The following is a 21,518-nucleotide window of genomic DNA, read 5'->3' as shown; positions in this document are numbered from 1 at the left end:
ATAATTACACCTTATCTTTCATAATTTATAAGGAATAGAGGGGTTGATATTTTGAAAAAGAAATTTTTAATTTTATTTATTATTATAATAACAATAACCACTGGCTGTACAAAGGTAAAGTCATCACTAAATAAAGAAAAAACATATCTTGATTATTATACTCAAGAACTAGTAACCAATCTTAATAAATCAGAGCCAACACGTATTTCTGTATTTTATAAAGAATTTTTTAAAGAATTTGATTTTCCTTCTACAGAATCTAAAGATATTGTTAGTTTTTTAAATTCCTTAGATGAAAGCTATTTCATAAAAAAACCTAATGATTTACCTGAATCTTATAAATATAAAGTATATATTGAATTCCCAAATAAAAAATATGGCATAACTATATTTAACGAAAAATATATATCTATCTATGATTGGGATGGTAAATATGAAGTTGATTACTTAAATATTACTGAAGTGCCAATTTCCTATAACTTATATGGCATTTGTAAATACTTTACAGAAGAATAGTTAGCAATAAATGAAAATATAAAAGGCAGAAGAATATTTCTTCTACCTTTTATGTTTTATCCGATGACTACCAGCTCTAATACTACCCTCTTCTTCAAAGTAGTCGTAAAAAGCTGTTACGTCCCTGGATAACGATTTCCCCTAAAGGACAACGAATTCTAAGTATCGAAAATACTGATACTAAGAATTCTGTTAGTAACTTTCAGAGGGAGTGTAAAAACTCCCTCTGAAGCAAAGAACTCTGTTTATATAAATATTAAAATTAGATATCTAATAAAAATGCCTCATAAGCTCTGCAAGTTTCATATATGTCTGCTTTACTTGCAATTTCCCATGGCGCGTGCATATTGTGTAGAGCTACACCTGAATCTATAACTTCCATTCCATATTCAGCAAGAATGTATGCTATAGTACCACCGCCGCCTTGGTCAACTTTTCCAAGTTCTGATGTTTGCCAATAAACATTATGCTTATCCATTACTCTTCTTAATTGAGCAATAAATTCTGGATTTGCATCATTACATCCACCTTTTCCTCTTGCTCCAGTATATTTATTGAATACCACACCTTTACCGAAGAATGCGTTATTTTGCTTTTCACTTACTGATGGATAATTTGGATCAAAAGCTGCACTTACGTCTGAAGAAAGCATTTTAGAATTTGCAAGTGCTCTTCTAACTTTAAGTTCACTATAATCTTCAACAAGGTTTACAAGTTCTGCTACAGTGTTTTCAAAGAATCTTGACTGCATTCCTGTAGCACCTTGACTTCCAACCTCTTCTTTATCTACAAGTAATGTGATACAAGTTTTATCTGTATTCTTAATTTTCATCATTGCTTCAAAAGAAGTATATGCACATATTCTATCGTCATGACCATAGGCCATAACCATTGAGCTATCTAAACCATAACTTCTAGCTCTTCCTGCTGGAACAACCTCTAGCTCTGCTGATACAAAGTCTTCCTCTGTAATTCCGTATTTTTCATTAAGAAGTCTTAATATGTTAAGTTTAACTCTATTTTTAGCTTCTTTATCTTCTACTGGTATAGATCCAACACATACATTTAAACTTTCGCCTTCGATTCCTTTAGCTAATGTCTTAGCCATTTGATCTGCAGATAAGTGAACTAATAAATCTGATATTCCTACTACTGGCTCCCTATCATCTTCACCTATAACTATGTTTACTACACTTCCATCTTTTTTAATCACAACACCATGAATTGCTAGAGGTATAGTAACCCACTGATATTTTTTAATTCCTCCATAGTAATGAGTTTTAAGCATTGCAAAATCTGAATCTTCATATAATGGATTTTGCTTTAGATCAAGTCTTGGTGAGTCAACATGTGCTCCTAATATTTTAAAACCTTTTTCTATAGGTTCTGTTCCTATTAAGAATAATGCAAGAGTTTTTCCCATGCAATTTGCATAAACTTTATCTCCAGCTTTAAGCTTTCTTCCTTCAGCTATGCACTGATTTATATCTAAATATCCGTCTTTTTCTGCCATTTCTATGAATTCAGTAACACATTCTCTTTCAGTTTTACACTTTGACATAAAATCTATATATCTATCTGATAATTCGAATGCCTTATCAAGGTCTTCCTTTCCGTATTTATCCCAGACCAATTCATATTTCTTTTCTAATTTTTTTAAATCTTCCACTAAAATCCCTCCCAATAAAATCATAGTCATATAATTATACTTTTATATTAACTCAACTCAAATTGATTTACAATTTAAATTTGTGAAAATTTCAAATGTATACTATATTTAAATTTATTACAGTAAACTTTATAAGTAAGTGCCTAATACAACTTAAAATTTTTATAAAATTATTCTTTAAATTATATTTTTTGCACTAAAACTCTTAAGTATTTTGACTATCCATGATTCTCTTTTCAATTGTTTCTACCGCAGTACAATTTGATGTGGCATTATATCTAAAATTAGCTGCTGCAGCTTCGATTATAACTGCTATGTTACGCCCTGGCTTTAAAGGTAATACTATTTTCTCTACCTCAACCCCTAGTATATCCATATACTCTTTATCTACTCCAAGTCTTTCATATTTATCATTTACGTCCCAGTTAACTAAAGAAATAACTAAGTTGATATTTTTTTGAGAAACTATACAGCTACTACCATAAATTGCTGATAAATCAATAATCCCCATACCTCTAACTTCAAGCATTCCTGTAGTTATATAAGGACAAGAACCATATAACTTTCCATCTATTTCTTTAATATCTACTGCATCATCAGCTCCAAGCCTATGACCTCTTTTAATAAGCTCCAATGCTGCTTCACTTTTTCCTATTCCACTTTCTCCTATAATCAATATGCCAATTCCATACACATCTACTAAAACACCATGGAGCCTAGTTTCTGGAGCTAACTCTGAGTCTAAAAAATTACTAACCCTATTAATGAATTTTGTAGTCTTATCAATACTTCTGAGAACAGTAACATTTTTATTTCTTGCTTCTTCTAAAAATTCATCATGTACTTTTAATCCACTTGTAATTATTACTCCAGGTATTGGGAAAGAAAAGTATTTTTTTATTCTACGTATCCTTACTTCTGGATCAAGACACTTTAGATAACTCCACTCAGTTTTACCTACAACTTGAATTCTCTTATTATCGAAATAATCATAGAAACCAGCAAATTGTAATCCAGGCCTATTTATCTCACTTACCACAATATTAGATTCTAAATCTCCTTCTACTAAAACCTCTAAATTATAGTTGTTAACTAAATCTAAAACTTGTACTCCCATCTTACGCCTCCCCTACCTCATATCTTGCATTTATGATTATTGTTTACTTAAATTCTATTTTACTAATTATTATGTTTTGGGTCTACAGGTTTATATCCACTAATCTGAGCCTTAAAATTTCTTTTAACATTATCTATATACCTTCTTCTCAAAACTTGCTGTCTATTTTTTTCAGCTTCTGTTAAACCAGATTCTTGGCTCTTTTTATATAAAAAGTTTATTTCCTCAATAACTTCTTCTATTTTCATATTATCAATATTTATATATTCTTTATCCATTTTTCCTCCTAATAGTCTATTATACGATTATATAGTAACTTCCCCCAAATAATTACTATGATGTGAATTATAGTATTATTTATAGGTATTTTTTTAATTATTTTAAATTTTTATTTGTTGCATGTCGCAAAGTGTATTATTATATTTACTTCGATATCCGAGAAATGGCTTTAAGTCATCTTCATATATTTACTTATAAGTTTTTTATGATATATTTATCGCTTTTATGGTGATTTTTGTAAAACTTAATATGAATTTGACTATTAATAATCATTAACATTATGCTATATCTCTGTTAAAATAAAAATATAAAGTTTAAGGATGTGATGGTATGTTATTAAAATTTAAATTCCTAAATCAAAAAATTAAATCTTTTAAACTACTACTACATGTACTGCTTAGATTTAAGAGACCTACAGATAATATTGTTGTAATATGCTCTCAACATTTAGATGAATATATCGTAGAATATCAAAAGATGAGTAATAATTCTAATAATGATAAAAAACATAAGAAATTAGCCTAATGTACTTCCACATTTATCATGTTTTGACATTTTAAAATATCATCAAAATGTTTATTAATATAATTATAATTTATGTCTGTATTGTCTATATATAGTTTAAATGAAATATCACAGTTAAGGGTATTAAAAAAATATTTACCTATAGTTTCCATAGAGTTAAACATATTATTCCAGGAACTGCCCCCATTAAATATAAATATACCCTGTTTTCGTTCTTTTGTATTTTGTTTAAAAATAAACTTTTTACTCCAGAGCACTTGACACCTATCTATCAATGATTTTAATGGTGATGGAAACATACCAAAATACATAGGAGATGCTAAAATGATTATATCACATTGTTGTATATGTTTATAAATATCCGTCATAGAATCTTTAATTGAGCACTCCCCTAATACTTTACTACAATATTTACAATCAATACATGGATTAATATTCATATCATAACAATTAATATGCTTTATTTCCACGTTGGGATTAATACCTTCCAAAATTGAATCTACTATTTTATTTGTGTGACCTTCTTTATTGGGAGAACCATTTATTATAATTATTTTTTTCATAATTAATTATAACTCCATAATTAATTCATCAATATCTACAGGTAAAACTTCTCTATAAAATGCAACTAAAAAATTCATTGAATCATAATCATCTTCAGAAAGCTCATAAGACAACATTTCATAATCTAAATCATACTCCTCTGAAATTTCATCTACTATGTCATTAATATTATCTATTGCAGTATCATTTAAATAAGGTAGAAAATACTCTTCATACCATTGTTCTCCTTCTCTTTTTTCCTCACAATCTTCATTGGCAAATTCTCTAGCTCCTTCAATTTCTAACTCGTCAAATTCGTAAGAAAATTTAATTATGAAGCAATGATCATGCTTTTTTACTTCTGTAATATTTTCTAAAGCATTATCCTCTAAAATCTCTATAATTTCTTGTTTATTCATAGTATAGTACTCCTTTATTTTTATTTATTATATTTCTACTACATTTACTTAATTTCTGCATTTCTAAGTCTCTATATGCAAGATTTCTTTAATTCACTAAATTTATAAATTAATATTTGTTTATGTATTTCTTTATATTATATACTTTCACTTATTACATAATAAAGCTTAAATTTTACCTTTATTATATAATAATCTAAATTTTAGTATAAATCTATATTAAAGTTTTTAAATAGCCTATTTAAAGTTATCTATAATAACTTTAAATTCACAAAATAAATAAGAACTGTTAAAAGGTTATATTTATAAATAACCATTTAACAGTTCCATCTATTTTCACATTACCAATAAATAACTTTTATTCTTTACCTTCCACTAATTCATACATTTCATCAGCTTTTTCCATATAAAGAATTCCTTCTAAATGATCCATCTCATGACAAAAAACTCTTGCCATAAAATCTTCTACTTCATACTTTATAAGTTTACCATTTTCATTTAATGCTTCAACTATCATTTTTGTAGGTCTTTCAACCAATCCTTCATATCCCACATAGCTAAGACATCCCTCATAATCTCTAGCTGTTTCTTTAGATACTTTAATAGCTTTAGGATTAATCAGTATTAAAGGCGAAGAATTATCAGGCGTTAAGTCAATTAATATAACTCTTTTATTTACAGCAATTTGTGGAGCTGCAAGTCCAATACCTTCAACCGTTGATAATGTATCCTTTAAATCTTGAATTAAATCTCTTATTTCTTCATTTATCTCAACTACAGTATCACTAACCCTTTTTAAATGTTCATCTCCATATTGAACTATCTTCTTTACTGCCATCTTAAGTTACCCCTTTCATATTCTTTCATAAGTATATTAAACCATATTTTTATATATTTTTCATCCTATGTTTTTAGCATCTTACTAAAATACTAAGAAAAATAACCTACATAATAGCATATTAAAATTATCAAAGAAATACATCCCCTTAGTATATGATGTTTTAAATTCAGCTTATTAAATATTTTATATCCATGAATTATTGCAGCTACATGTATTGATATCAATCCTAACAAAAGTATATATAACATATTACTTCCACTTTTAAACTGTGTAATAGAAGCAAGTAAAATAGCTACGCTTCCTGTAATCATCAATAAATTAGGGAAAATACTTTCTCTACTTTCTTTGATGGCCATAGCACAAGCAAACATAGATAATCCACCATAGATTATTATTAAAATCAAGGATATAAGTTTAAAAGTCATAGCCATATTACTCCTCCTATTCTGAATTTTTTCATTTATAATTCATACAATTATTTTAGATGTTCTTCAAACCAATTTGTTATTTCTGTAATTCTTCTTATTCTATGCTTTGGTTTTCCACTTCTGCTAAGCTCATGGTTTTCTCCTCTAAACATGCAAAGTCTAGCTTCAACTCCATGATATTTTAAAGCTGTGAACATCTGTATACCTTCTGCTAACCAACATCTATAGTCTTCTTCTGAATGTATAAATAAAGTTGGTGTCTTAACTTTATCTGCATATTTAAGCGGTGAATGATACCATAATTTATCCACATTACTCCATGGAGTGCCACCATTTTGATCATCTACAAAATAGAACCCTATATCTGTAGTGCAAAACTTAGAAATCCAGTTAGATATACTTCTTTGAGATGCTGCAGCTTTAAATCTATCAGTATGACCAATTATCCAGTTAGTCATAAATCCTCCATAAGATCCACCAGTTACCCCTACATTGTTTACATCAATATTTTTATACTTCTCTAAAACTATATCTGTAAAAGTCATTATATCATGGTAATCAATAGTTCCGTATTTCCCTCTAATGTCTGCATAAGCTCTCCCATGACCGTCACTCCCCCTTGGGTTACAAAAGAATACAAAGTACCCCATATTAGCCCAAAGTTGCATCTCATGATAAAAAACTTCACCATATACAGTTTTAGGTCCACCATGAATATCTAAAATAGCAGGATATTTTTTATCTTCTTCAAAGTCTACAGGTTTTAATACCCATCCTTCTATTACAACACCTGGTTCTGTTTCAACCTCAACTCTTTCTGGTTTCGAGATTTTTAATTCATCATGAATCCACTGATTAAATTTTGAAATTTCACACTCGCTACCATCTTTTAAAGAATATATTTCTTGTAATTTTTGATTTCTAAGGCCTATAAATAATATACTACCATTCTTAACATCAAAACAATCTACAGACCCTTTATTAAAACTTATTTTTTCTATATTTCCATCTATATTGATTCTATTTATATAAGAACTATCTATTTCTGTAGTTATAAAATATAAGTATTTACTATCTCTTACAATAGATTTTCCTCCTCCATATCTACAATCTGAACCTACAGAGTTCCATGTACTTTTATCAAAATCTGGAGTTAATAAGGTTTTAATCTTAGTATTTATATCTATTAGGTAGAATCTACCATCCTCATTAATTCCATATTCTTGCATATCACTTCCAAGTACTATTAATTTCTCTTCATCCATGAAATTTACATAGCTATAAGAAAATTTTTCTTCTCCGTTAATTAAAGAAAGCTCATCTAATTTAATATTATAAATATATAGCTCATCATTAATTGCTGCCTTATCTTTATAGGAGCTTGCAGCAAATACTACCTTACTTTTATCTTCACTTAATTCTAATGACATAACCGAAGTATACTCATCAGTTATTAAGTTTATCTCCTCTGTACTTACTACATATTTATATAATCCACTTCTCTTTTTATTAGTAAATCCACCACCATTGCTCCAAAATGGAATCTCATCTAAAACTTCATAGTCCTTCTCTTCTTTTCTAGACTTTAATTCCTCAACTTTTTCAGCGTCAGAAAGTCCAATTAAACTTTTTCTCCCAACTTTATGAATCCCTGTGAAAAGGAATGTATCTTCATCCACCTCAACTATAGTTTCAACTAACATAGGGATTTTAAAAGCCTTAACAGCTTCTCCACCACGAATATTTAACTTGTAGAATTGAGTAAATTCATCACCATCTTCAAGTTTCTTTTTATCCTTACTATCTCTTACTCCTTGAAATAATATAGTCTCATTATCTTGGAGCCATATATAACTTCTTTCTTTATTAAAAGTAGTCAATTGATGATACTTATTCAAAGTTAAATCATAAAGCCACAAATTAGAATCATATGTGTTATCCTCTAAATTACAATTAGACACTACAAAACAAGCAGTATCTCCCTTTGGTGAAAAGTTTAGAGATGATAAAAAATTATATTTTGTAAAATCTTCTAGTTGAATGTTTTTCATGACGCTCCCCCCCAATTACATATTGAAATAATTATACCATATTTTAACTTCATTGTAATTATTATAATATGACTTATTGACATACTTCACTATTTTTTTCTTAAGCTAAACCAATTAATCATTGTACAGCTTTACTCCTTGCAGAACAATAAAACAAATATTTTTTTTAAATTTCACTTACTTGATTTATATAGAGTTCCATTATCAAAATTTTATCATACATATCACAAAACATATGTACGTAACCCTATAATTAATATATAATGTATTTAACTACTGAGCAGATATTATAGCTTTAATAATTAGTAGTAAAACAAAAGATGACAGGTGAAAAAATGACAAAACAAACACATGAATCTGGTGGATTTTTAATTGGAGTTATAACTATTTACCCAATGATCCTAAAGATCTTAAACAATTACTTATTAATTTATCAGTTACTATTGATAATTTTATATTTTCGTGCAGTAAATATTGGCGCACTCTTTCCTGATATAGATCTTAAAAGTTCTTATATAAGCAAAAGATATCCATTAATTTCAAAATCCTTAGGTAAAAAATTTAAACACAGAGGTTTTACTCATAGTTTATTGTGTTTAATAGTATTATATATAGTTTATATTTTTTTTATTTACATAAGCAACTGGAATGTTGTAATAGAAATATTATGCTATGGCTTTTGGTTTGGGTATGCATCACATATATTTCTAGATTTATTTACTCACCAAGGGGTAGAATTATTATTTCCACTAAAAATTAATATTAATTTCCTTAATCTTAAAACTAATTCAATAGGTGAAAAAATCTTTAATAAAATATTAAAGATTTTATATTTACTACCATTATCATATTATATTTATAAAATTTATATTTATTTTCTACTATAACCTAATATGAATAAAGCTTGTATTATAATCTACTACATTCATAATTGCAGTAGCTATAGTACAAGCTTTAATATACTATTAAATATTTTTGGCCATATCTTTTGAACCTTTTTCTGAAGGCTTTAGTTGAGAAATTATTATAGCTATAAATATAAGTATACATCCAACTAAGCCTCTAGTACCAATTCTTTCTCCTAAGAACATAGCTCCTCCTAATGCACCAAATACAGATTCCATGCTAAGAAGTATAGCTGCATGTGACGGTTTTGCATTTTTTTGTGCTACTACTTGAAGAGTATATGCAACTCCTACAGATAAAAGCCCACCATATAATATTGATACCATAGCTCCAGAAATGCCTACCATATTAATATCTTCAAATATAATAGCCATTACTAAACTTAAAATTGAACATGTAGCAAATTGTATACTTGATAACTTTAATGGATCTATTTTTTTAGTAAAGTTATCAATTAATAAAATATGTATAGCCCATCCTACAGATCCTATTAATACTAATAAATCACCATTTGATATAGAAAAGTCTTCATTAATGCTTAATAGATATAATCCAATAATGGCTATAACTATTCCTATCCAAGTACTTTTATTAACCTTTTGCTTTAAAAATAATCCTAATATAGGAACTATAACCATATAGAGTCCAGTAATGAAACCAGCCTTTCCGGCAGTTGTACCCATAACTCCCATTTGCTGAAGACTTGTTGCTATAAACAAGGCACAACCCGCAATTATCCCAGCTTTAATTGTAAGTTTTAAAGAATCTCTATCATTATTTTTGGTTTCCTCATTCTCTCCCTTTTTCCTATTTAAAAATAAAATTAACGGTATCAACGAAATACTTCCAAGGGCAAATCTAATACCATTATATGTAAAAGCCCCTACATGTTCTGCTCCTACCTTTTGAGCTACAAATGCTAACCCCCATATTGCAGCTGTAAGTAGAAGTAAAATATTTGCTTTTAGTTGAGTCTTAGTCATAATAATCCCCTTTCAATTTAAACCTTTTTCATTATGAGAAAATTTATTTCTCATAATGAATAATCTATATGATTTTTAACATATACTTATTAAATTCTACAAATTTTTCATTATTCCTCTTTTAAATAAAATTTTATTAGTACTACAATTTTATTATTTAAATATATGTTATTATTATATATTTAAGTGTATAATTACTATAAATAAACTTATGTGTGAATAATAACTATAGTAAGGAGGCGTTTAAATGAAATTTATAAAGAAGAATGGAAATGTTGTTTCCTTTGAACCATCAAAAATTAAAACTAGTGTTGAAAATGCTGGCTCTGATGTAGATATTCAACTTAACTCTAAAGAACTAGAACTAATTGTTTCAGATGTAGAGTCAATCTTAATATCTTTATCTAGAGAAATAACTACTGGTTATGAAGTAAGAAGCATTGTAGTAGAAGCATTAATTAAATATGGATATAAAAACATAGCTAAGTCATATATGCTAAATATACTTTAATCCTAAATCAGTTATAAAAAGCACAGTAGCTATCTACCGTGCTTTTATTAATCCTCTATACATATTTTTTTAACTTTTTAACTAAGAAAGCTGATAAAATAATTTTTAATATATCTCCAATTAAAAATGGTACTACACACATAAGTAATGCCTCTGTTAACCCATTTTGAGTTATATGCATAAACCATACTGTTCCTACGAAGTAACATCCTAAGATACCTACTACCATAGCCACTGTATAAGAATATATACTGTTCCCTAACCTTTTAACTATAACTCCAATTATAATTGTAGTTATAATATATCCTACTATATATCCTCCTGTAGGACCAACTAGAATTCCAAGCCCCCCTGTAAAGTTTGCATAAACAGGAACTCCAATAGCTCCAATTATTACATATACCAATTGACTAATTGCACTTATCTTAGTTTCTAACAAGCCACCTGCAATAAAAACTGATATCATGGCAAGATTTATAGGAACAGGAGTAAATGGCAGTGGTATTGATATTTGTGAGAGAATAGCTGTTAATGCAGCAAAAATAGCGCATAATATAATGTTCTTAGTTGTAATTTTCAATGTTGTACCTCCCATATTAATACTTATTATATTTTATTTCAAATATTTATTCCCTCATATATTAACATATGTGTACATCCATTTCTATAGATTTTGCGAAAATTGTAATCTTTTTATTTAGATTAGGTTTACAATTTCTTTTATGGATTTTTTAAATTATACCTATACCAAAAAATATTACACGAATCCTTATGAAATCTTCAACTTTGTTTGAAACATGCTCAGAGGTATCTTATACAAAACACTTCTTATATGTAATATATTTCCTAAGAAATATTTTGTAAATGGTTATAATATTTCTTAGTAAGTTCATATAATTTTTCAAAGTTTTTATTTATCCATACAATAAGTTCCTTAGCCTGTTCTTTTGCATCTCCATATTGTTTTTCTGTTATTTCCTTATTATTTAAAGCCTCTTCTAATTCCTCTTCGTCTAATAAAATTACTTCTCCTGTAGTTAACACTACTATATCCAAAAATAAGTCATCATAAAAAGGTATTCCATCCTCAGTAAGTTCATATTTTTCTGAAATGTCAAAATACCATTGAATTATATTGTGTTTTTCATCAATCATAACTGTTAATACATAGTTTTTATTTTCTGGAAAATACTGAATCCAAGAATATTCCTTATCCACAATACAATAATCCACACCCTTAGTTTGTATAATTAAGGGTTCTGTTATCTCTTTCATATGGATAATTGATATATATCCTCTTAACTCTTCATTATCTATGAATTCAATTTTAAACTCTTTCCTTAATACTCTACTCCAATCTGGCTTATTAGCAAATCTTCTCTTCATTATATATCGTCTCCTTATAATGCTTATTAATATAATCTACTCTTGTAAATTAATCTCTATTTCCCTAATCGATCTGTCATTTTCAACTACAATTTCTGCAGATATCTTGTCCACCTTAGAAAAAAACTTTTCTTTCACGTTTCCAATTTTTTTATAAGCAATATTTAGCTCTTCCTCAGAACTAAATTTACCAATAGTCATATGTGGTATAAATTCAATCTGACTTAACCACTGTGGCTTATACGCCTTAAGTATTCCATCATATAATCTACTGTGAATTTCTCTTATTTCTTCTTTGCCTTTCTTTACCTCTAAACATAAATATAAACTTGAATCACTGCTAATTTTTATTATTCCTTCAAGTTCCACATTAAAGGGCTTTACACCCTTTAATGCTTCATTCATCCAATTCCTCAATTGGTACTCTTTAATTTTACTTTCAAAAGGAAAGACTAACGTAATATGAGGGCTCACATTATTTACAAAAGGATCATAAGTTTCTCTTATTTCATTAATTGTATTTATATTTTGAAACTCTGGAAATATCATTATACATCTTTTTATATCATTACCCATAGCTACTCCTATCCAGATATATATTATAAATATATAAAGTTTATTCTATCTTAAACTAAAAATTTATTGTAATTTTAATTATATATATAACTATATCTATATTAATTTTCTATAATAACTATTGATATTAAATTATCACTCAGTAGTTATTATATTATTTTACTTTTGGAAAAGATACTCTCTATGTAATACCCAAGTATTAGTCTCCCACCTATAAATACATACATTATCAAAATAGCCATGAAAATTGCATGGATACTTATTTACATAATTCCAAAGATCATAATATATGGTTTTTATTCTTTTTGAACTTATAGTAATATGAAATATTTTATCCTTACCATCTTTATTAGTAAATTCAATATAAGGAATCCTACTCATTTTACTAATTAATTCATCGTGAAGAGCCTTTCCCTCTTCACTCATTATCATATCCATATATATCACTCTATCATCAAAGTGATTATAACCGTTAATCTCTAAAGGCTCTCTTTTATGAGATATACAATAATTTTCTATAGATTTCTCTAGTTCTTTAATATCTCCATCATATTCAAAGGGGGCTTTTATAGTAAAATGTGCAGGTAATTTTGAAGACTTAGCCTTAAACTTATCATAAACTTCTTTTCTAAGATTATTGTTAAAATCTCCTGCTTCTCCCTTTATAACGGAAACAATAACGTATCTCATTTTATCACTTCCTAACTCCACTTTCTATTATTGAAAAACCCTTCTCTTCACAATCTATTTCAGCTTTTGCTCCATAAGGAATTGTAATCATAGGTGCTGTGTGTCCAAAATTCACATTAAATAGTATTGGTAAATCTTTTAGTTTCAATTCATCTCTTATGACCTTAATAAAAGCTTCCTTATACTCATTATAATAAACATTATCATAAGGTTTTCCAAAAACTATTCCATTTATATTTTGTAAAATTCCTTGAGCTCCATAGTTTCGTAGCCAATATTCCACATAAGTAGGTTCTGGTTTATCTTCTGATGTTTCCAAAAACAATATTCCATCTTTCCACTTGTCACTACTTGGCCATACTTCAGTTCCTTTTAACATTTCTAATACATCAATACAACCACCTATTAAATGTCCTTGAACCTTTCCACTTCCTTGTAATAATTCATATTCCATATTTTTATTTACTTTTCTTGGAATAAATTTATTCTCTATTTCCCAAGGTAGATGTTCACTTGTCCAAATTTCTGATGGTCTAATATTACCAATAACATCATTAGTAAATAATACTCTATTTATATAAAACTTAGTATAGTCAAACATTTTTATATTTTCTGCAAATTCAGAAAGTACCGCAGGTCCATAAAAGCTACAAATTCCAGCTTTCATACATATAAAATGTGTAACTGTACTATCAGAATAACCAATAAAGATTTTGGGATTATTTCTTATTACTTCGTAATCAATATAAGGTAAAATTCTTATGCTTTCATCGCCCCCGATACAAGAAAAAATACCTTTAATCGAAGGATCTTTAAAAGCTTCCATTAAATCCTTTGCCCGTTCTTCTGGATTATTGTATACATATTCTGTACCCTTAAGAGTTGTCTTCATTTCCATAACTTGAAGCCCAAAATCTTCTTGGAGTCTTTTTTTCCCAACTTCATATCTCCAAAAAATATCTTCATCTCCTGCTCCGCCCCAAGATAGACTTATAGTTGCAACTTTATCTCCTTCCATTAACATAATGGGTTTTTTAAGTCCCATGGAGTTTAAATCATTTCCTTCATTGTTTTTATAATCTGATTTTAACATATCTTCAAAGTTTTTTCCCATTTTTTAACTCCCTCCTACCTAATGCTTATAGGTTTATTTATACTTGCTCCATCATCTAAAGTATATATTCTGCAAACTTTATTAAATAAATGAGGCTGTATTGATGGATAAGTAAGATTTTTAGGTTGATTATCGAATAAGCAAATTTCCCCAATTTCCAAGTTAGGAAGTTCACCTAACTCCTCAATATCGGCAAAGAAAAGTGCCCCATAGGATTCATCATATTCATCAGTGTCATTACTCTCCCTTACAACAGAGTATATATTTACAGGATTAAGTTTAAATTTTATAGCTCCTGTTTCTTCTCTCAATTCTCTATTTGCAGTATCCTTTATACTTTCATTCTCTTCTCTATGTCCTCCTGGAATCTCCCAAGTATCTCTTTCTTTATGCTTTACAAATATCCATCGATTCATATATCTTGCCATTATTACTGCAAATTTCAATTTATAATCATCTATTTCACTAAATTTATAAAAATTAACTTTCATTATTTCACTCCTTACCAATATAAGATTACTCTATAAACAGAGGGAGTATTAGAGGTGGTAGTCATCGGATTAACCTTTATTATATATTACAATAAACTTACAGTATTAACAAATGAATAATAACTTTTAATAAATGTTTTATGTAAAATAAAAGCACTAAAGATATCTTTTATCTTAGTGCTTTTTTAATTTAATCCTTAATTACATATTTACAGTGAAACTTTTAATGCTTGTACTATTATTTATAGAACTCTTGTGTAGCATAGTATCTATTCCCAGCTTTATATACACCAACACCTATACTTGTAAAGTTAGGGGATAGTATGTTTTCTCTATGTCCTTGTGAATTCATCCAATTTATCATAAATTGATTTGCAAGTTCATTTATATCAGATACTCCACCTATATAAGCTATATTCTCTCCCCAAGATCTATAAGAAATACCATCTCTAGCCATTTGTGCTGTTATAAGCTCACCCTCTAGATTTCTATGGTCAAAATAATTTTTATCTCCCATATCCTTTGATTTTATTCTTGCGTATTTCTCCATAAGACTACTGTAACTTAGGGTGCTCATACCCGCTCTAGCTCTCTCTTCATTTACTTTTGTAAATATAAGCTGTTCTATTTGCGATGAAAAATCACCTGTAACTGTTGTAGTAGGTGTAGTTGATTTAGATGGTGTATTCACTTTTTTCTGAGATGGTACCGATGACTTTTCAGTATTACTATAAGAATTACCTCCAGTTATTTCTTCTTGATTATTAACTGTAGTATTAGAACTTTCTTTTTCCTCTAAGTTACTTCCTTCATCATTATTAACTACATTTTTATCATTTTGTGAATTATCAGCTTGTCCACCACCCCGAGATAACCTAGTATCTTTACTAATGTTTATTTCTTCATTACTGTTTTTATCTTTTTCATCTACTTTATCAGACAAAGCAATTTCATTTCTCTTGTCCTCTATTGTGTCTTCTTTTTCATCTACACTTTCAATTGTTGAATTATTAATGTACTTAGAATTATTTTGTAAAGTTAATCCTACCAGTGCAGTGCCCGCTAATGCTCCACATATAATTAATGTAATAAGTTTCCTCTTCATTAGTATCACTCCTTTTAATTCCCTTATTATTTATTTATAACATAAAATATAGAATTTTTTATTAGTAGAACACTTCCTATGATTCTATAATAATTAATAATTTCATATTATTTACTTATAATAACGTTCCTCTCTTCCATAAATTTTTCTACTAACTATAATACAAATGCTATAATTGTTACCCTTTTCCAGGTTAATAAATGAATATAATCTATATATAAATTTAAATTTATTTAAAAATTTATTATTCTTCACCTATGAATAGCCACTTAATTGCAATTATATTTAACTAAAAATTCATATAATTCATTTTATTTATATTATATAATTATTTTATAACCTTAAATTAATTATGAGGGGGAACTATAAATTTGGATATCATTGTAATTAGACATGGTCAATCAGAAGCAGACATATTAAACGTTCATGAAGGAAGAGCAGATTTTCCATTAACAGAGCTTGGAAATAAGCAAGGTTTAGCTATGTCAAATTTTTTATCAATTAATTATAATATTGATAAAATTTATTCCAGTCCGTTAAAACGTGCTAGTGAAACTGCTAAAATATTAGCTAATGCTACTAACATTCCTATTATATATGAAAATGGACTTATGGAATTTAATAATGGACTATTAGCAGGGTTATCTAGAGAAGAGGCAAATGAACGCTATCCTGAACCTGCTATAAGATGGCCTCACACATCTATGTATGGAATGGAAAGTATGATAGAATTCAGAGCTAGGGCTGAATCCATATTATCAAAGATAGTTAGCGAAAACTCCTCTGATTCTACTATAGCCATTGTTGCTCATGGTGGCATTATAAATATGCTTTTTAGAAGTTTTCTTGAGCTTCCTATAAATTCACAACTTTTTATATCTACAGGTGATACTGGAATACACCACTGGCAGATAACTAGCTGTTGTCATAGAATAATTTATACAAATAAATTATCTCATTTAGATACCTTAGATAGTAAATAATCTATTAATATAAGTTATGAAAGGAAATAAATGATGATATATAAAGAATTAAAAATAACTGACTTAGTTCCTGAACTATTAAATGATTTTGATAGACATGAGAAAATATACAGAGCTTGGAGACTAAGAGATGATGGAAGTGAGTATCTAAAAGATATCTATTATGAAGAGAATTGGGATAATAATGAGCTATTATGCATATGTAATGAATTAAAATCTACATTTGAAAAAGGTGGTTCAATTTTTGCAGCCTTTGATGAAAGTAAATTAGTAGGGTTTGCTTCCCTAGAAAATGAATTCTTTGGGAGTAAAAAACAATATATTCAATTGTCCAATCTTCACATTACAAACAGCCACCGCCATAAAGGTATTGGGAAAACACTATTTAACATGTGTATTGATAAAGCTAGAGAATTAAAGGCTAGTAAAGTTTATATCTCTGCCTCATCTTGTGAAAATGCTCAAACCTTTTATAGGTGTATGGGATGTATACTAACTAAAGAAGTAAATAAAAAGCTATATAATCTTGAACCCTTTGATTATCATATGGAATATATCTTATAAAATATATTATATTTAACTCAGTATAAAATGCTTAAAAGGAAGTAGATTAATTAAACATGCAATTAATCTACTTCCTTCTATTCAATAGGTAAATAAAGTCTAACTTTGGATATTCAGAAACTTCTTCTATATAGGCTATCTTCTAAGCTTCAAGGCCCCATATCTGCCTCATTTCTTCACAGTTTTTAAGAAGTTCTTCAAGTTTTCCCTGTCCTTCAATTTTTCCATCCTTCATAACTAAAATTTTATCTGCATTCTTTAAGGCTACATGTCTATTAGAAACTACTAAGGCCGTTATATTTTTTCTTTCAAACATCCTATCCCAAAGCTTTATTTCTGTTTCTATGTCTAATGCACTAGATATATCATCAAAGACATATAAATCAGCCTTTCTTGCAAACATTCTTGCCACAGCTACTCTTTGTCTTTGACCTCCGGAAAGTTTTACTCCTTTAGAACCTATCATGGTATCTATTCCATCCTTAAAACTCTTAATATCCCTATCTAATACTGCTGAATATATAGCTTGCTCCAATATTTTCCCTTCATCCTTTAGTCCTAAAAGAACATTATTTTTAATAGTATCACTAAATAGGTTAGAATTCTGAGACGTATAAGCTACTATTGGCGGTGTTAGCTTTTCACTATTATTTTTAACTTCTTCATTATTTAGATAGATTCTCCCACTATCTATAGGTAACATTCCTAAAATAGATTTTATAAGAGTTGTCTTCCCTGCTCCAATTCTTCCTGTAACTACTACGAAATCACCCTTATTTACTCTTAAGTTAATATTTTCTATACCACTAGTTTCATTATACTTACAGGTTAGCTCCTTAACTTCTAAACTCTTAAATTCTATATCTTCTTGTTTACATTTCTCTTCAACTAATTCACCTTTTAGATATAATGAATTATGAGCTAATAACTCTTTTTCCATATTTTCATCTAAGAGTTTAAACATTCTCTTAAAGGCAATTCCCCCTTGCTGATACCTAGCAAAAATTTCTCCAAGGAAGCCTGCAAAATCAGCTACAAAGGGAAGATAATATAGAAATAGTGAAAAATCTCCTACTGAAAAGCTCCCTTCCAACATATATTTACCTGTTAATAGCAATATAAATCCAGTACCAATAGTTACAGCATTTTCATATATAGCATCCATGATATTTACAAAAATCTTATCGCGCACCATATATTTCATTCTTTTTTCATTAAGATTATTTAGATTGTTAATTATATACTTCTCACTTCCAGATATTTTTATTGCTTGTATTCCAGTAAATATTTCCCCTATAGCCCCTGATACATCACCAGTTGCTTCCCTAGCAGTAGTCCTGTATTTTGAAATATACTTCATAGCCTTTTGTGATAATAATATTACTATAACTAAAGGAGCAAAAATAAATAAAGTTACTTTTACATTTATGGTTAATAAAATAATTAGTGCTCCTAAAGCAAATAATCCATCCCCAATTATATCTAAGGTGAAGCTTATAACAGTCTCAATCTCTTCTATATCATCTCTAAAACAGTTCATAGACTCACCTAAAGAAGTCTTATTTTCAATTAATGGATTATTTATAATACACTCTAGTAGATTTCTTCTAAGTAATCCACTCATAGAAAATCTATGGTTAGCATCTACTCTTCCACCCATAGCTATAATAATTGATCTAGTTAATGCTACTACTAAAATTAATGCCATAAGGCTTAGAATTTCACTATTCAACCCTCCACTTTTCTCTAAGACTTCAAAAAATCTCTTAGTAATTAAACCAGGTATCAGTGGAAACATATGAATTGTTATCCATAAAAAGCAGTTGAGTAAATAATACCACGGTCTATACATTATCATCTTACCAATATACTCAAGCACTGGAATTTTCTCTTTTTTGCTTTTTATCATGCCAGCACCTCCTCCATACCCTTTTGTAGTAAATTATAAAACTTTGAATTATTATCTTTATAAAGTTGATTTCTATTGCCGTACTCTACAATTGTTCCTTCTTCAAGAATCAAAATGCTATCTGCTCTCCCAACTGTTCCAAGTCTATGAGCTATAATTATACAAGTCCTATTTTGGAGTAGTTTATTTAGTGCATTATCTATAAGTCCTTCAGTGATTGGATCAAGTTTTGAAGTAGCTTCATCTAAAATAACTAATTTAGGATTTTTAAGAAACACTCTTACAAAAGCGAGAAGTTGAGCTTCTCCTGAAGATAAGCCACTACCACCATTATCTAGAATAGTATTTAGCCCTTGGGGTAAATTGTTAAGCCATGGCATTAATCCAATATCTTCAATGATATTAAGTATAGTTTCATCTTTAATACTAGGATTAAATAGTGTGAGATTTTCTCTAACTGTTGCATGAAAAATTTGTACTTCTTGAGTAACATAACTAATATTTTCCATTAAACTTTCTTTAGTGAAGCTCTTTAAATCCTCTCCATTAAATCTAATATTTCCACTACATACATCATATATCCTCACAATTAACCTGGCTAAGGTAGTTTTACCACTCCCAGTATGACCTAGTACTCCTAAAATAGTATTTTTTTCTATATTAATATTTATATCTTTAAGTACAGCTTCTCCATCTTCATAACTAAATGAAACTCCATCTATAGCTACATCAATAGAATCTTTACTATTTAAACCATTAGCGCCATACTTTATTGTGCTTTTAATTTGCAAAAGCTCTTTTACACGCTTAATACTCGCTTCAGCTCTTTGAAGTTTTTGCATCTGGGATCTGATTTCTTCTAGTGGATTGACCATAAGCTCAACATAGTGAAATATTAAATATACAGTACCAAAGGTTATTAATGAATTCCCATAAAAATATGCTGAAAGTATTAATGCTGCAGCATTACCTAATGCAAAGACAATTATGTTAGCTATCCACATATAATAATGGCCTAAACTGGCTTTTATTTCAACAGGCAGCATTTTTCTGAATAATTTATATAAACTATTCATAGTATAATTTTTACTGCCACAAGTATTTATATCTTCCACACTAGTAATTTGTTCTCCCAAAAAACCATATAACTGCGCACTATATTCCCTTGATTTTTCCCAATGCTTTGATGAATATTTTTCTATATATTTCATTACAACCATATCCAAAATAGCAATCATGGTTAGTGTTAATCCAATCCTCCAATCTTCTTTATATAGCAATAAAATTATTCCTATTAAAAGTCCTAAATTTGATATAAATTGCAATACAAAAGTGGAGAAGAAACTAAATAGAGCATTTACATCTCCATCAACCCTTTCAAGCATCTCTCCTGATTGATGTGTTTTATGGAAATCCATATCTAAGTTTATACAGTGCTCTATTAAATCTCCTCTTAATGCATTAGTTGCTCTCCATCCAACTTTTTCACTAATATAAGTTGATATAATTTTAAATACTTGCCTTATAATTCCAAAAGCTATAAATAATAGAGCTGCTATTACTAAATTTTCGCTGCCCAAATTCTCTGTTACAGCATCAATATAATATCTCAATATTTGTGGATTTGCTAATTGTATTACTAAGTTAATAACTAATATAAAAAATAATAGTATTACCATATTTTTTTGCTTTTTTAAGTACTTATATAATAATCCAAAGTAATCTTTTATTGGCAACTTCATTGTCATCACCCCTTTCAATTGATTATGTTGAAACCATTTCTTCAATTAACTTATTTTATGATTAACATCTATAGTCTAATTTTTTACGTAATATTAGACTACGGATGTTAATCAATATTTTTAAACCCAATATCCTCTTTCCATTTTATCTTACATATGTGAATTTATAT

Annotated in this window: 24 protein-coding genes; 6 read left to right on the top strand and 18 right to left on the bottom strand. The window is 28.4% G+C overall.

Translation table 11 applies throughout. The features are described 5' to 3' along the window. Positions 1–51: 51 nt before the first annotated feature. A complete protein-coding gene (locus ACTNBA_RS08600; protein ID WP_167402803.1) occupies positions 52–516 on the top strand; it encodes a DUF4883 family protein in 465 nt (154 codons plus the stop codon). 262 nt (positions 517–778) lie between these two features. Here ACTNBA_RS08600 and ACTNBA_RS08595 read toward each other — a convergent pair whose 3' ends face one another. From ACTNBA_RS08595 to ACTNBA_RS08585, 3 genes are all read right to left on the bottom strand, one after another. Beyond that, complete coding sequence (locus tag ACTNBA_RS08595) at positions 779–2,215, bottom strand: aminopeptidase (RefSeq protein ID WP_207656676.1); 1,437 nt, start codon at positions 2,213–2,215, stop codon at positions 779–781. A gap of 175 nt (positions 2,216–2,390) precedes the next feature. Continuing rightward, positions 2,391–3,302: an HPr(Ser) kinase/phosphatase gene (gene hprK, locus ACTNBA_RS08590; protein ID WP_441073430.1), complete on the bottom strand. Its 912-nt coding sequence runs from the start codon at positions 3,300–3,302 to the stop codon at positions 2,391–2,393. 62 nt (positions 3,303–3,364) lie between these two features. Further along, a complete protein-coding gene (locus tag ACTNBA_RS08585; RefSeq protein WP_035133744.1) occupies positions 3,365–3,565 on the bottom strand; it encodes a DUF896 domain-containing protein in 201 nt (66 codons plus the stop codon). A 346-nt stretch (positions 3,566–3,911) separates the two neighbouring features. Between ACTNBA_RS08585 and ACTNBA_RS08580 the strand changes: the two genes are divergently transcribed. After that, the gene (locus ACTNBA_RS08580; protein WP_035133703.1) at positions 3,912–4,106 is read left to right on the top strand and encodes an aspartyl-phosphate phosphatase Spo0E family protein; all 195 of its coding nucleotides are present in this window, start codon (positions 3,912–3,914) and stop codon (positions 4,104–4,106) included. Here the strand turns inward: ACTNBA_RS08580 and ACTNBA_RS08575 are convergent. The 5 genes from ACTNBA_RS08575 to ACTNBA_RS08555 form a co-directional block, all read right to left on the bottom strand. After that, entirely contained in the window at positions 4,103–4,669 is a 567-nt protein-coding gene (locus ACTNBA_RS08575; RefSeq protein ID WP_441073429.1) for a flavodoxin family protein, read from the bottom strand. The two genes, ACTNBA_RS08580 and ACTNBA_RS08575, sit on opposite strands and share 4 nt — an antisense overlap. Positions 4,670–4,675: 6 nt before the next feature. Continuing rightward, on the bottom strand, positions 4,676–5,068 hold the full coding sequence (locus ACTNBA_RS08570) for a hypothetical protein (RefSeq protein ID WP_441073427.1): 393 nt from the start codon (positions 5,066–5,068) through the stop codon (positions 4,676–4,678). A gap of 358 nt (positions 5,069–5,426) precedes the next feature. Continuing rightward, positions 5,427–5,906 (bottom strand): peptide deformylase, encoded by a 480-nt coding sequence (gene def, locus ACTNBA_RS08565; protein ID WP_035133709.1) that lies wholly within the window; start codon positions 5,904–5,906, stop codon positions 5,427–5,429. A gap of 92 nt (positions 5,907–5,998) precedes the next feature. Continuing rightward, the gene (locus ACTNBA_RS08560) at positions 5,999–6,340 is read right to left on the bottom strand and encodes a hypothetical protein (protein ID WP_346920863.1); all 342 of its coding nucleotides are present in this window, start codon (positions 6,338–6,340) and stop codon (positions 5,999–6,001) included. Positions 6,341–6,384: 44 nt separating this feature from the next. Then, entirely contained in the window at positions 6,385–8,388 is a 2,004-nt protein-coding gene (locus tag ACTNBA_RS08555; protein WP_346920862.1) for a S9 family peptidase, read from the bottom strand. Positions 8,389–8,708: 320 nt separating this feature from the next. Between ACTNBA_RS08555 and ACTNBA_RS08550 the strand changes: the two genes are divergently transcribed. Continuing rightward, complete coding sequence (locus ACTNBA_RS08550) at positions 8,709–9,275, top strand: metal-dependent hydrolase (RefSeq protein WP_441073426.1); 567 nt, start codon at positions 8,709–8,711, stop codon at positions 9,273–9,275. Positions 9,276–9,353: 78 nt separating this feature from the next. Here ACTNBA_RS08550 and ACTNBA_RS08545 read toward each other — a convergent pair whose 3' ends face one another. After that, the gene (locus ACTNBA_RS08545; protein ID WP_441073424.1) at positions 9,354–10,277 is read right to left on the bottom strand and encodes a DMT family transporter; all 924 of its coding nucleotides are present in this window, start codon (positions 10,275–10,277) and stop codon (positions 9,354–9,356) included. A gap of 247 nt (positions 10,278–10,524) precedes the next feature. Between ACTNBA_RS08545 and ACTNBA_RS08540 the strand changes: the two genes are divergently transcribed. Beyond that, complete coding sequence (locus tag ACTNBA_RS08540; RefSeq protein ID WP_150842366.1) at positions 10,525–10,788, top strand: ATP cone domain-containing protein; 264 nt, start codon at positions 10,525–10,527, stop codon at positions 10,786–10,788. A 55-nt stretch (positions 10,789–10,843) separates the two neighbouring features. On the opposite strand, the gene ACTNBA_RS08535 is transcribed toward ACTNBA_RS08540, so the two are convergent. The 7 genes from ACTNBA_RS08535 to ACTNBA_RS08505 form a co-directional block, all read right to left on the bottom strand. Continuing rightward, positions 10,844–11,368 (bottom strand): biotin transporter BioY, encoded by a 525-nt coding sequence (locus ACTNBA_RS08535; protein WP_441073423.1) that lies wholly within the window; start codon positions 11,366–11,368, stop codon positions 10,844–10,846. A gap of 266 nt (positions 11,369–11,634) precedes the next feature. After that, positions 11,635–12,174 (bottom strand): DUF402 domain-containing protein, encoded by a 540-nt coding sequence (locus tag ACTNBA_RS08530; RefSeq protein ID WP_441073421.1) that lies wholly within the window; start codon positions 12,172–12,174, stop codon positions 11,635–11,637. A 36-nt stretch (positions 12,175–12,210) separates the two neighbouring features. Beyond that, complete coding sequence (locus ACTNBA_RS08525) at positions 12,211–12,750, bottom strand: 2'-5' RNA ligase family protein (RefSeq protein ID WP_441073419.1); 540 nt, start codon at positions 12,748–12,750, stop codon at positions 12,211–12,213. A gap of 159 nt (positions 12,751–12,909) precedes the next feature. Then, positions 12,910–13,440, bottom strand: coding sequence for a 2'-5' RNA ligase family protein (locus ACTNBA_RS08520; RefSeq protein WP_150842363.1), 531 nt, complete (start codon positions 13,438–13,440; stop codon positions 12,910–12,912). A gap of 4 nt (positions 13,441–13,444) precedes the next feature. Next, positions 13,445–14,485 carry a S66 family peptidase gene (locus ACTNBA_RS08515; protein WP_441073684.1) on the bottom strand — a complete coding sequence of 347 codons (1,041 nt, stop codon included), beginning with the start codon at positions 14,483–14,485 and terminating at the stop codon, positions 13,445–13,447. Positions 14,486–14,568: 83 nt separating this feature from the next. After that, positions 14,569–15,045, bottom strand: coding sequence for an NUDIX hydrolase (locus tag ACTNBA_RS08510; protein ID WP_441073418.1), 477 nt, complete (start codon positions 15,043–15,045; stop codon positions 14,569–14,571). A 238-nt stretch (positions 15,046–15,283) separates the two neighbouring features. Continuing rightward, positions 15,284–16,150: a CAP domain-containing protein gene (locus tag ACTNBA_RS08505; RefSeq protein WP_441073416.1), complete on the bottom strand. Its 867-nt coding sequence runs from the start codon at positions 16,148–16,150 to the stop codon at positions 15,284–15,286. A gap of 371 nt (positions 16,151–16,521) precedes the next feature. On the opposite strand from ACTNBA_RS08505, the gene ACTNBA_RS08500 reads away from it, so the two are divergent. Together ACTNBA_RS08500 and ACTNBA_RS08495 are read left to right on the top strand one after the other, a co-directional pair. After that, positions 16,522–17,133 (top strand): histidine phosphatase family protein, encoded by a 612-nt coding sequence (locus ACTNBA_RS08500; protein ID WP_441073415.1) that lies wholly within the window; start codon positions 16,522–16,524, stop codon positions 17,131–17,133. Positions 17,134–17,163: 30 nt separating this feature from the next. Then, positions 17,164–17,697, top strand: coding sequence for a GNAT family N-acetyltransferase (locus tag ACTNBA_RS08495; RefSeq protein WP_441073413.1), 534 nt, complete (start codon positions 17,164–17,166; stop codon positions 17,695–17,697). A gap of 142 nt (positions 17,698–17,839) precedes the next feature. Here ACTNBA_RS08495 and ACTNBA_RS08490 read toward each other — a convergent pair whose 3' ends face one another. Both ACTNBA_RS08490 and ACTNBA_RS08485 read right to left on the bottom strand, forming a co-directional pair. After that, positions 17,840–19,606: an ABC transporter ATP-binding protein gene (locus ACTNBA_RS08490; RefSeq protein WP_441073411.1), complete on the bottom strand. Its 1,767-nt coding sequence runs from the start codon at positions 19,604–19,606 to the stop codon at positions 17,840–17,842. Continuing rightward, positions 19,603–21,348: an ABC transporter ATP-binding protein gene (locus tag ACTNBA_RS08485; protein ID WP_441073410.1), complete on the bottom strand. Its 1,746-nt coding sequence runs from the start codon at positions 21,346–21,348 to the stop codon at positions 19,603–19,605. Before ACTNBA_RS08485 ends, ACTNBA_RS08490 begins: the two co-directional genes overlap by 4 nt. Positions 21,349–21,518 lie beyond the last annotated feature (170 nt).

It is taken from the genome of Clostridium sulfidigenes, from assembly GCF_052067195.1.
Taxonomy (GTDB): Bacteria; Bacillota; Clostridia; order Clostridiales; family Clostridiaceae; genus Clostridium_J; species Clostridium_J sulfidigenes.
The sequence above is the reverse complement of the archived record's forward strand: the minus strand, read 5'-3'. Positions and strand labels throughout refer to the sequence as shown.

Excerpts from the sequence above, each read along its gene's own strand:
- ACTNBA_RS08595 (WP_207656676.1), bottom strand. The coding sequence starts at position 2,215 with ATGACTATGATTTTATTGGGAGGGATTTTAGTGGAAGATTTAAAAAAA.
- hprK (WP_441073430.1), bottom strand. The coding sequence starts at position 3,302 with ATGGGAGTACAAGTTTTAGATTTAGTTAACAACTATAATTTAGAGGTT.
- ACTNBA_RS08580 (WP_035133703.1), top strand. The coding sequence starts at position 3,912 with ATGTTATTAAAATTTAAATTCCTAAATCAAAAAATTAAATCTTTTAAA.
- ACTNBA_RS08575 (WP_441073429.1), bottom strand. The coding sequence starts at position 4,669 with ATGAAAAAAATAATTATAATAAATGGTTCTCCCAATAAAGAAGGTCAC.
- ACTNBA_RS08570 (WP_441073427.1), bottom strand. The coding sequence starts at position 5,068 with ATGAATAAACAAGAAATTATAGAGATTTTAGAGGATAATGCTTTAGAA.
- def (WP_035133709.1), bottom strand. The coding sequence starts at position 5,906 with ATGGCAGTAAAGAAGATAGTTCAATATGGAGATGAACATTTAAAAAGG.
- ACTNBA_RS08560 (WP_346920863.1), bottom strand. The coding sequence starts at position 6,340 with ATGGCTATGACTTTTAAACTTATATCCTTGATTTTAATAATAATCTAT.
- ACTNBA_RS08555 (WP_346920862.1), bottom strand. The coding sequence starts at position 8,388 with ATGAAAAACATTCAACTAGAAGATTTTACAAAATATAATTTTTTATCA.
- ACTNBA_RS08550 (WP_441073426.1), top strand. The coding sequence starts at position 8,709 with ATGACAGGTGAAAAAATGACAAAACAAACACATGAATCTGGTGGATTT.
- ACTNBA_RS08545 (WP_441073424.1), bottom strand. The coding sequence starts at position 10,277 with ATGACTAAGACTCAACTAAAAGCAAATATTTTACTTCTACTTACAGCT.
- ACTNBA_RS08540 (WP_150842366.1), top strand. The coding sequence starts at position 10,525 with ATGAAATTTATAAAGAAGAATGGAAATGTTGTTTCCTTTGAACCATCA.
- ACTNBA_RS08530 (WP_441073421.1), bottom strand. The coding sequence starts at position 12,174 with ATGAAGAGAAGATTTGCTAATAAGCCAGATTGGAGTAGAGTATTAAGG.
- ACTNBA_RS08525 (WP_441073419.1), bottom strand. The coding sequence starts at position 12,750 with ATGGGTAATGATATAAAAAGATGTATAATGATATTTCCAGAGTTTCAA.
- ACTNBA_RS08520 (WP_150842363.1), bottom strand. The coding sequence starts at position 13,440 with ATGAGATACGTTATTGTTTCCGTTATAAAGGGAGAAGCAGGAGATTTT.
- ACTNBA_RS08515 (WP_441073684.1), bottom strand. The coding sequence starts at position 14,485 with ATGGGACTTAAAAAACCCATTATGTTAATGGAAGGAGATAAAGTTGCA.
- ACTNBA_RS08510 (WP_441073418.1), bottom strand. The coding sequence starts at position 15,045 with ATGAAAGTTAATTTTTATAAATTTAGTGAAATAGATGATTATAAATTG.
- ACTNBA_RS08505 (WP_441073416.1), bottom strand. The coding sequence starts at position 16,150 with ATGAAGAGGAAACTTATTACATTAATTATATGTGGAGCATTAGCGGGC.
- ACTNBA_RS08495 (WP_441073413.1), top strand. The coding sequence starts at position 17,164 with ATGATGATATATAAAGAATTAAAAATAACTGACTTAGTTCCTGAACTA.
- ACTNBA_RS08490 (WP_441073411.1), bottom strand. The coding sequence starts at position 19,606 with ATGATAAAAAGCAAAAAAGAGAAAATTCCAGTGCTTGAGTATATTGGT.
- ACTNBA_RS08485 (WP_441073410.1), bottom strand. The coding sequence starts at position 21,348 with ATGAAGTTGCCAATAAAAGATTACTTTGGATTATTATATAAGTACTTA.